The following is a 7,057-nucleotide window of genomic DNA, read 5'->3' as shown; positions in this document are numbered from 1 at the left end:
GCCTTCGCAGTTCGGGACTTTCACCCTATAGATTGCACCCATGCCGAGCACACCATAAAAGCAAGAGGGAAAACCCTCTTGCTTTTTAGCACCAAGCTGCACCAACGATAATAAGCAGGATAAAGAGCACAACGATGAGCACAAATGTTTTTCCGTATGCTGGATAACCATAACCATAACCATAACCATAGCCATATCCGTACATCACGTATTTCCCCCTTTATGGATTGTTTAATTAATATCCCCAGCCACCAATATAAGCACTACCAACAATGATTAACAAAATAAACAATACAACGATTAACGCAAAGCCACCGCCATGATGATGTCCTCCACTCATCTTTTGACACCTCCTTCTTGTACTAACAACCTATTCAACTACTATGAAAAACGTTATGCTTTTTGAAAAAATGGGTAAAAAAAACGCCTGTCCTGTGGACAGACATTTTACGTATTTACTGATTTTTCTCTTCGTTTCTCCCATGTGCTTGAAAGTGAAAATAAAAGCAAAGCGATCCAAATACAACTAAATGCATACATGTGAGAGTTTGTAAACGGCTCATGAAACAAAAACACTCCAAGCAGTAAACTTAACGTCGGAGAAATATATTGTAAAAATCCTAAAAGGGTTAGTGAAATGTGTTGCGCTCCTTTGGCAAAATACAGAAGAGGCAATGCGGTTGCTGGGCCAGCTCCTACAAGTAATAGCATCGTTACAAATGAAAAAGAGGCATCGTGCAACTGTGCAAACGAATGAATAATAAACATGAACGCCAGAGGAGTGGCGAGCATCGTCTCAACAGTTAAACCAATGGTTGCATCAACAGAAATAACCTTTTTCACAAGACTATACAACGAAAAGCTACATGCAAGCGAAAGTGCAACCCATGGAATTTTCCCATATTCAATCGTCATAACCACGACCCCAAAAGCTGCTAAAATAAACGATACAACTTGCCACTTATAGAGACGTTCTTTTAATACAACGACACCTAATAATACGTTTAACAATGGATTCATATAATATCCTAAACTGGCTTCAACCATATGATCATGATTGACAGCCCATATGTAAATAAACCAATTCGTACTAATCAGCAATGATGCAATCATTAAAGCCATTGCCCGTTTTTTTTCTTGCCATAACAATCGACATGTATGCAAAAATGTAGGCCAGTTTTTTTGAATAAGTAACAACGCAATCATAAACAAAAAGGAAGCAACAATACGATAGGATAAAATCTCCTCTGCCCCGATATGTTGAAGTAATTTCCAATATAAAGGCAATATTCCCCACAACACATAAGCAAGCAATGCATAAATCGTGCCAAGTTTTTTATTTTCCATTTTGTAACTCCTCTCTCCATCTCACTCCCCGCGAAAAACATGGTCTTGTTCATACGGCTCAATATGCACATGGGCATAAACAACGCCATATTTTTGTTCAAGCAAACGCTCCACTTGATCGGCAATGTCATGACTGGTTACAACACTCAAATACGGAGCAACACAAATTGTAACATCTATGACCACTTCATTTCCATACATTCTTCCTTTAATATCGACAACTTTTTTCACACCGTCAATACGCTCAATTTCCTGTTTATATCGCCTTAACATTTCATCATCAAAACCGTCCGTCAACGTATGGGAAGCTTCCCTAAAAATATCCCATGCTGTTTTGCAAATCATAAATCCAATAACAAAAGCTGTAACTGGATCAAGCCAACGCATATGTAACTGAGCACCAACCACACCAACGACGGTTCCTACACTAACAAGCACGTCAGATAAATGATCTTTAGCTGCAGCAGCAAGTGCTTGACTATTTGTCATCATCGCTAAACGTTTGTTAAACATATATACCAAAAACATAAATATAGCTGAAGCACCTGCTGTCCATACCGCTATCCAATCCGGTTGAACATATTCCCTATCTTTCAATGTTTGCACCGCATTTATTAACACATCAACACCGATCGACATCATAATAAATGCTGCAATCAAAGACGAAATATGTTCCGCGCGTGAATGACCGTACGGATGGTTGTTATCGCGCGGTTTTTTCGCAATAAGCAGCCCAATTAAAATAGCAATTGATCCAAGAATATCAGTAAAATTATTCCATCCATCTGCTTTTAACGCCTCAGAATTTGACACGTATCCGACGTATAACTTCACTAAAGATAAAACAATGTAAGAGCCAATACTGACCCAGGCACCTAATTCTGGTTTCATTTGCTTCATATATTCACCAACTTCTTGAACATTTTTGCTTTAACATTGTATCAAGCATACATCATGTGGGTCTATAGCAACAAAATTGGTTCATTGAAGAACATTAGGGAACATGCAATAACATTTCCTTCAACCAAATTTATTGTTGACGACTGATTGATAAATGTGATAGATTGTTTAGTGTTTCATTACTCTACCAATTTATCAAACTAAAGTGTTTTATGGAGGTCACATTATGAATGCGGTTGTCGTCTCAGTACTCGTCATGCTCATCCTTAGTCTAATACGAATGAACGTTGTATTTTCATTACTAATTGCATCGTTAGTAGGAGGTTGGATAGGAAATCTTAGTCTTTCTAAAACAGTTGAAGTATTTTCGGAAGGATTAGGAAATAGCGCAGAAGTGGCGTTAAGTTATGCTTTGTTAGGTGGATTTGCGATCGCTATTTCGAAAACAGGATTGCCGAACGCCATTGTTCATGTCATTATAAAAATCGTTGGAAAACAAGGGGAAGAAAAAAAGACACAATATTCCAAAGCACTTGTTCTTCTTGTCATTTTATTCATGTCTTGTTTTTCACAAAACTTAATCCCAATCCACATCGCGTTTATTCCTATTTTGATTCCACCACTTTTGCACGTCTTAAATGAATTGCAAGTGGATCGCCGGTTAGTCGCATCAATCATTACATTTGGTTTGATTACCCCGTATATGTGGTTGCCTACCGGATTTGGAGCCATTTTTCATGATATTGTACAATCAAATATGGCTCAAGGTGGATTAGTTGTTGCAAAATCAGATATTCCAAAAGCGATGTTTTTACCTTCGCTTGGAATGATCGTTGGTTTACTTCTTGCTTTTTTCACATATCGAAAACCGCGCGCATATAGACAAGTAAAACTAGAAAGTGAAGATACTCAATCGTTTCAGCGACGCGGAGTGTGGTTTGCGATCATTGCTGTCATCACCGCTTTAACCGTACAGCTTGCTCTTGACTCCATGATTTTTGGAGCATTTGCGGGAATTGTTGTCATTTCTTTAAGCGGATGCATTCGTTTAGCAGAGAGCGATCGCTTATTAACAGAAGGTATGCGTATGATGGCATTTATTGGATTCGTTATGTTAAGCGCCTCAGGCTTCGCTAACGTATTAAAACAAACTGGACACATTGAGAAACTCGTTGAACAAGCAGCTTCCCTTATTGGCCATAACACAGCATTAGGCGCATTGCTTATGTTAATTGTCGGACTGCTTGTCACGATGGGAATTGGTTCTTCGTTTTCTACTGTTCCAATTATCGCAACCATTTTCGTTCCACTTTGCATAAAGCTTGGACTTAGCCCAATGGCAACCATTGCGATTATTGGTGCGGCTGGTGCACTTGGTGATGCAGGGTCACCTGCCTCAGACAGCACACTCGGCCCAACATCGGGTTTAAACGTGGATGGTCAGCATCATCACATTTGGGATACATGTGTCCCAACATTTATTCATTACAACATTCCAGTCATTGTTTTCGCATGGATTGCCGCGATGGTGCTATAAAAAGGGAGCTACTTTCACACAGTAGCTCCCTTTTTGTCGAAAATTCAGCGCACATTCCGACATTTTTTTTAAATCAAATATGTTAATGTATTGTAAAGTATATTTCAAAATTGTAAATATGCACGAAGGAGGAATGAGAATGATGATTTCGCAATTTATCGGCCAAACAGAGGCTGCAATCCTTCGCTTTTCTGTGTCATTATTGACAGAGATCGAATTGAAAATTATAAAAAAACAAATTATTTCACAACATCAGGCAATGAAATACGCCAAGAAACAGATTGATTTATTCGTTAAACAAATGCATTTCCGTCAAGCGCTAATCGCCGTGTATCGATCGGAATTATATATATACATCTCTAAAAAACTAGCACATGTATTTGAAAAATATTGTGTATTCAAATGTGTGTAACTTTATATTTTTTTTACGATTTGAAAATATTCTTCCAACGTAATTTGTTTCTCATAAATAACTTTGGCAGCTTTTTTACCAACATAACGCAAATGCCAAGGTTCGTATTGATATTTCGTAATATGCTCTTTTCCTTTCGGATAGCGAATAATAAAACCAAATTCATGTGCATGTTGAGCTACCCACTTTCCCTCTCGTGTATCACCAAATGTGGGTGTAATAGCATATTGAACACTCGGGCTTGTAATATCGATCGCCAATCCTGTTTGGTGTTCACTCTTTCCGGGCATCGCCACAGCAACAACTGCTTTCTCTTCCCCTAATCGTTGAACTTCGGAGGCAAATAGTTGTTGCTGCCGCTCATATGAGCGATATCCTGATACAGCATATAGCTCGATTTGTTGTTGTTTCGCTGCTGTAAACAGCGCTTCCAACGCTTTTGCAGCTTCCGAACGCATGTGACGTTTTTCGATATTCGCTTCTTTAAATGTAAACGGAACATTTGGAATGACTAAGTCAGCTGGCTTGTAGTCAGCTGGTAATTGCTGTTCTTTATTTACTAAAGCTAGTACATTATCTGGATTCATAATAACTTTTACCCCATTTTGCACTTCGATTTGATTCCAAAATTGTTCTTCAAGTACAAGCTCTTCTTGTTCCTTCGTTTCGGAAGATGGCATTGGTGTTTCAGAAGATCGCTCTTCAACTTGTACGGGGGGTTTAGACGGTTTTTGTTCTTGCTCAAGTGATCCAAATGATTGGCAGCCGCTAATTATGATAACAAAACAACATAACCATTTTTTCATTTCTTTCTCCCTCACGAATAGAAGAAAGCTCCGCGAGGAATGATCCGCAGGAGCTTTCTTTTTTTATTGACGAATCGCTGTCTCAAGTGCGACTTCGATCATTTCATTAAATGTCGTTTGACGCTCTTCAGCTGTTGTTTCTTCCCCTGTTAAAATGTGATCACTTACTGTTAAGACAGATAACGCTTTTCTTCCAAATTTAGCGGCTAACGTGTAAAGCGCTGTTGTTTCCATCTCTACAGCAAGTACACCGTAGCGCGCCAGTTTTTCAAACTGTGCATTTTCATTATAAAACATGTCAGCTGTGAATACACTACCAACTTTTAGTTGCAATCCTTTTTCTTTTCCAATTTCATATGCTGTTTTTAGCAAATCAAAGTTGGCCGTTGGAGCGTAATCAATCCCTCCAAACGTCATCCGATTCATTTGGGAATCGGTCGAAGATGCCATTGCTAAAATGACATCGCGGACTTTTACATCTTTCTGAATAGCGCCACACGTTCCAACCCGAATTAATGTTTGAACGTTATAACTTTGCATCAATTCTGTAACATAAATAGAGATGGATGGAACACCCATACCTGTTCCTTGAACAGAAATTCGATGTCCTTTATATGTACCTGTAAATCCTAACATACCGCGAACTTGATTATAGCAAGTAGCTCCTTCTAAAAACGTCTCAGCAATATACTTTGCGCGAAGCGGATCTCCCGGAAGTAAAATTTTATCCGCAATCTCATGTTCTTTCGCTCCAATATGAACGCTCATATACATCCTCCTTTAACCTTTATCGTTGCATATATACTATACCACACTCCTATGTTTCGCTAAAGCGTTGTTTTTCATGTATAAAAAAAAGAGGGAGGGCCCTCGTTACGATATTTTTCGAAAATACTTTGGTTTTACATATAAAACTTTTTTATCTTCGCTTACGACATATTTTTTCTTCGCTTGTTCGTAATGCTCATATATTAAATAACAAACAACGTAAATGGGTAACATTGCTTCCAAAGACGCTAAATAAATGAGGTAAAATGGGTGTGCATTCGTTTCAAACATTCCACTAAACACATAGTAAGCGCTTGCAATCACAACGTTAGTGAGGCTAATGTTTGCAAAATGGAGTAAGAAAATCTTCTTTTTCCTTCCAATAAAACGTTCTAATTCAAATTTAATAAACAATGAACAAAAAATCGCAATAATCCCAACAATTGAAGAAATGATGAACGCAAACATCGCTTTTTCCACCCCTTATGTATATTTTTTACGATCTTGTCGATGTTAATGGATGTGACTACATGTAAAGGAGGATTACGATTGGGAAAAAAACATCGCAACCGTATCAATAGTCCGAAAAAAAATAATCATGTTCCAAAAGATACGTTAATTGCTGAAGCTGAAGCACACGATAAAGAGTATAGTGCCGAGAAACGAAAAAAATAATCCCCTTGTGCACAAGGGGAATTTTTTATCATACTCTAACCTTGTGCTAGTTGTCTATATACAATATAGCACAATTTTGTGAACATTTAAAGACATTTTTAACGTACATGCATGCGATGGATGCGTTCCCATCCGTCTGAACTTAGCCGATAAAAAAATTGACCGTATCTTCCTTCGTCAATGAGTAAAATGTCACCTGTTCCGACATAACGTGCCTCATAATCTCTCGGTACTAAATCAGGGACATTGAACATGCGATAAACCTGAGCTAATACGTCATCGTGATCCTCACCGTTTACCGTCAATCGATATACTTGGCGGTAGCCTTTCATTTGACCAAATTTTGGCGTTTGAAACAGTGTAACATCATAACATTGTGTTGATTTTAATATTTTCCCCATAAACATCCGAATCACTAACATCCACTCCCTTTCTTTACTTTACGTAACATATTAGTGATTCGTTTTGTCGATTCCTTTTGCATTTTTTTACTATTTTTGTCGAATATATAAAATGATGTGATTTGCAAAAAAAAAAGATTGGGAGTACCCAATCCTCAGCTTGTCGACAAAGTCGACAAGCTGTTTTAATATATAGGTACAAGGGTATTTT

The 7,057-nt window shown here is 38.0% G+C and carries 11 protein-coding genes; 3 read left to right on the top strand and 8 right to left on the bottom strand.

The window, feature by feature from the left end; translation table 11 throughout:
- Positions 1 to 85 precede the first annotated feature (85 nt).
- From CS060_RS13665 to CS060_RS13650, 4 genes are all read right to left on the bottom strand, one after another.
- Positions 86 to 205, bottom strand: a complete 120-nt coding sequence (locus tag CS060_RS13665) for a YjcZ family sporulation protein (RefSeq protein ID WP_082180243.1) — start codon at positions 203 to 205, stop codon at positions 86 to 88.
- A gap of 30 nt (positions 206 to 235) precedes the next feature.
- Entirely contained in the window at positions 236 to 340 is a 105-nt protein-coding gene (locus tag CS060_RS13660; protein ID WP_021094060.1) for a YjcZ family sporulation protein, read from the bottom strand.
- A gap of 107 nt (positions 341 to 447) precedes the next feature.
- A complete protein-coding gene (gene rarD / locus CS060_RS13655; protein ID WP_035046452.1) occupies positions 448 to 1,347 on the bottom strand; it encodes an EamA family transporter RarD in 900 nt (299 codons plus the stop codon).
- Positions 1,348 to 1,368: 21 nt separating this feature from the next.
- Complete coding sequence (locus tag CS060_RS13650) at positions 1,369 to 2,247, bottom strand: cation diffusion facilitator family transporter (RefSeq protein ID WP_035046453.1); 879 nt, start codon at positions 2,245 to 2,247, stop codon at positions 1,369 to 1,371.
- A 226-nt stretch (positions 2,248 to 2,473) separates the two neighbouring features.
- On the opposite strand from CS060_RS13650, the gene CS060_RS13645 reads away from it, so the two are divergent.
- Both CS060_RS13645 and CS060_RS13640 read left to right on the top strand, forming a co-directional pair.
- The gene (locus tag CS060_RS13645; protein WP_035046455.1) at positions 2,474 to 3,784 is read left to right on the top strand and encodes a Na+/H+ antiporter family protein; all 1,311 of its coding nucleotides are present in this window, start codon (positions 2,474 to 2,476) and stop codon (positions 3,782 to 3,784) included.
- A 139-nt stretch (positions 3,785 to 3,923) separates the two neighbouring features.
- Positions 3,924 to 4,196, top strand: coding sequence for a hypothetical protein (locus tag CS060_RS13640; RefSeq protein ID WP_231563509.1), 273 nt, complete (start codon positions 3,924 to 3,926; stop codon positions 4,194 to 4,196).
- A gap of 2 nt (positions 4,197 to 4,198) precedes the next feature.
- Here CS060_RS13640 and CS060_RS13635 read toward each other — a convergent pair whose 3' ends face one another.
- The 3 genes from CS060_RS13635 to CS060_RS13625 all read right to left on the bottom strand — a co-directional run bounded on the left by CS060_RS13635 (position 4,199) and on the right by CS060_RS13625 (position 6,238).
- Positions 4,199 to 5,002 (bottom strand): M15 family metallopeptidase, encoded by an 804-nt coding sequence (locus CS060_RS13635; RefSeq protein ID WP_035046459.1) that lies wholly within the window; start codon positions 5,000 to 5,002, stop codon positions 4,199 to 4,201.
- A 63-nt stretch (positions 5,003 to 5,065) separates the two neighbouring features.
- Positions 5,066 to 5,770 (bottom strand): purine-nucleoside phosphorylase, encoded by a 705-nt coding sequence (gene deoD, locus CS060_RS13630; RefSeq protein ID WP_035046461.1) that lies wholly within the window; start codon positions 5,768 to 5,770, stop codon positions 5,066 to 5,068.
- A 105-nt stretch (positions 5,771 to 5,875) separates the two neighbouring features.
- Positions 5,876 to 6,238 carry a hypothetical protein gene (locus CS060_RS13625; protein ID WP_035046463.1) on the bottom strand — a complete coding sequence of 121 codons (363 nt, stop codon included), beginning with the start codon at positions 6,236 to 6,238 and terminating at the stop codon, positions 5,876 to 5,878.
- Between the two features lie 81 nt (positions 6,239 to 6,319).
- Here CS060_RS13625 and yoyE point away from each other — a divergent pair, with 81 nt between their 5' ends.
- Positions 6,320 to 6,445: a protein YoyE gene (yoyE, locus tag CS060_RS14375; protein ID WP_019417697.1), complete on the top strand. Its 126-nt coding sequence runs from the start codon at positions 6,320 to 6,322 to the stop codon at positions 6,443 to 6,445.
- 98 nt (positions 6,446 to 6,543) lie between these two features.
- On the opposite strand, the gene CS060_RS13615 is transcribed toward yoyE, so the two are convergent.
- Positions 6,544 to 6,867, bottom strand: a complete 324-nt coding sequence (locus CS060_RS13615) for a hypothetical protein (RefSeq protein WP_052025497.1) — start codon at positions 6,865 to 6,867, stop codon at positions 6,544 to 6,546.
- Positions 6,868 to 7,057 lie beyond the last annotated feature (190 nt).

Origin of the sequence: Anoxybacillus flavithermus (assembly GCF_002742685.1) — a bacterium.
GTDB lineage: Bacteria > Bacillota > Bacilli > Bacillales > Anoxybacillaceae > Anoxybacillus > Anoxybacillus flavithermus_E.
Note: the sequence above shows the minus strand (reverse complement) of the source record. Positions and strands in the feature narration are given on the sequence as shown.

Excerpts from the sequence above, each read along its gene's own strand:
- CS060_RS13615 (WP_052025497.1), bottom strand. The coding sequence starts at position 6,867 with ATGTTAGTGATTCGGATGTTTATGGGGAAAATATTAAAATCAACACAA.
- CS060_RS13650 (WP_035046453.1), bottom strand. The coding sequence starts at position 2,247 with ATGAAGCAAATGAAACCAGAATTAGGTGCCTGGGTCAGTATTGGCTCT.
- CS060_RS13660 (WP_021094060.1), bottom strand. The coding sequence starts at position 340 with ATGAGTGGAGGACATCATCATGGCGGTGGCTTTGCGTTAATCGTTGTA.
- rarD (WP_035046452.1), bottom strand. The coding sequence starts at position 1,347 with ATGGAAAATAAAAAACTTGGCACGATTTATGCATTGCTTGCTTATGTG.
- CS060_RS13635 (WP_035046459.1), bottom strand. The coding sequence starts at position 5,002 with ATGAAAAAATGGTTATGTTGTTTTGTTATCATAATTAGCGGCTGCCAA.
- deoD (WP_035046461.1), bottom strand. The coding sequence starts at position 5,770 with ATGAGCGTTCATATTGGAGCGAAAGAACATGAGATTGCGGATAAAATT.
- CS060_RS13665 (WP_082180243.1), bottom strand. The coding sequence starts at position 205 with ATGTACGGATATGGCTATGGTTATGGTTATGGTTATGGTTATCCAGCA.
- CS060_RS13645 (WP_035046455.1), top strand. The coding sequence starts at position 2,474 with ATGAATGCGGTTGTCGTCTCAGTACTCGTCATGCTCATCCTTAGTCTA.
- CS060_RS13640 (WP_231563509.1), top strand. The coding sequence starts at position 3,924 with ATGATGATTTCGCAATTTATCGGCCAAACAGAGGCTGCAATCCTTCGC.
- CS060_RS13625 (WP_035046463.1), bottom strand. The coding sequence starts at position 6,238 with ATGTTTGCGTTCATCATTTCTTCAATTGTTGGGATTATTGCGATTTTT.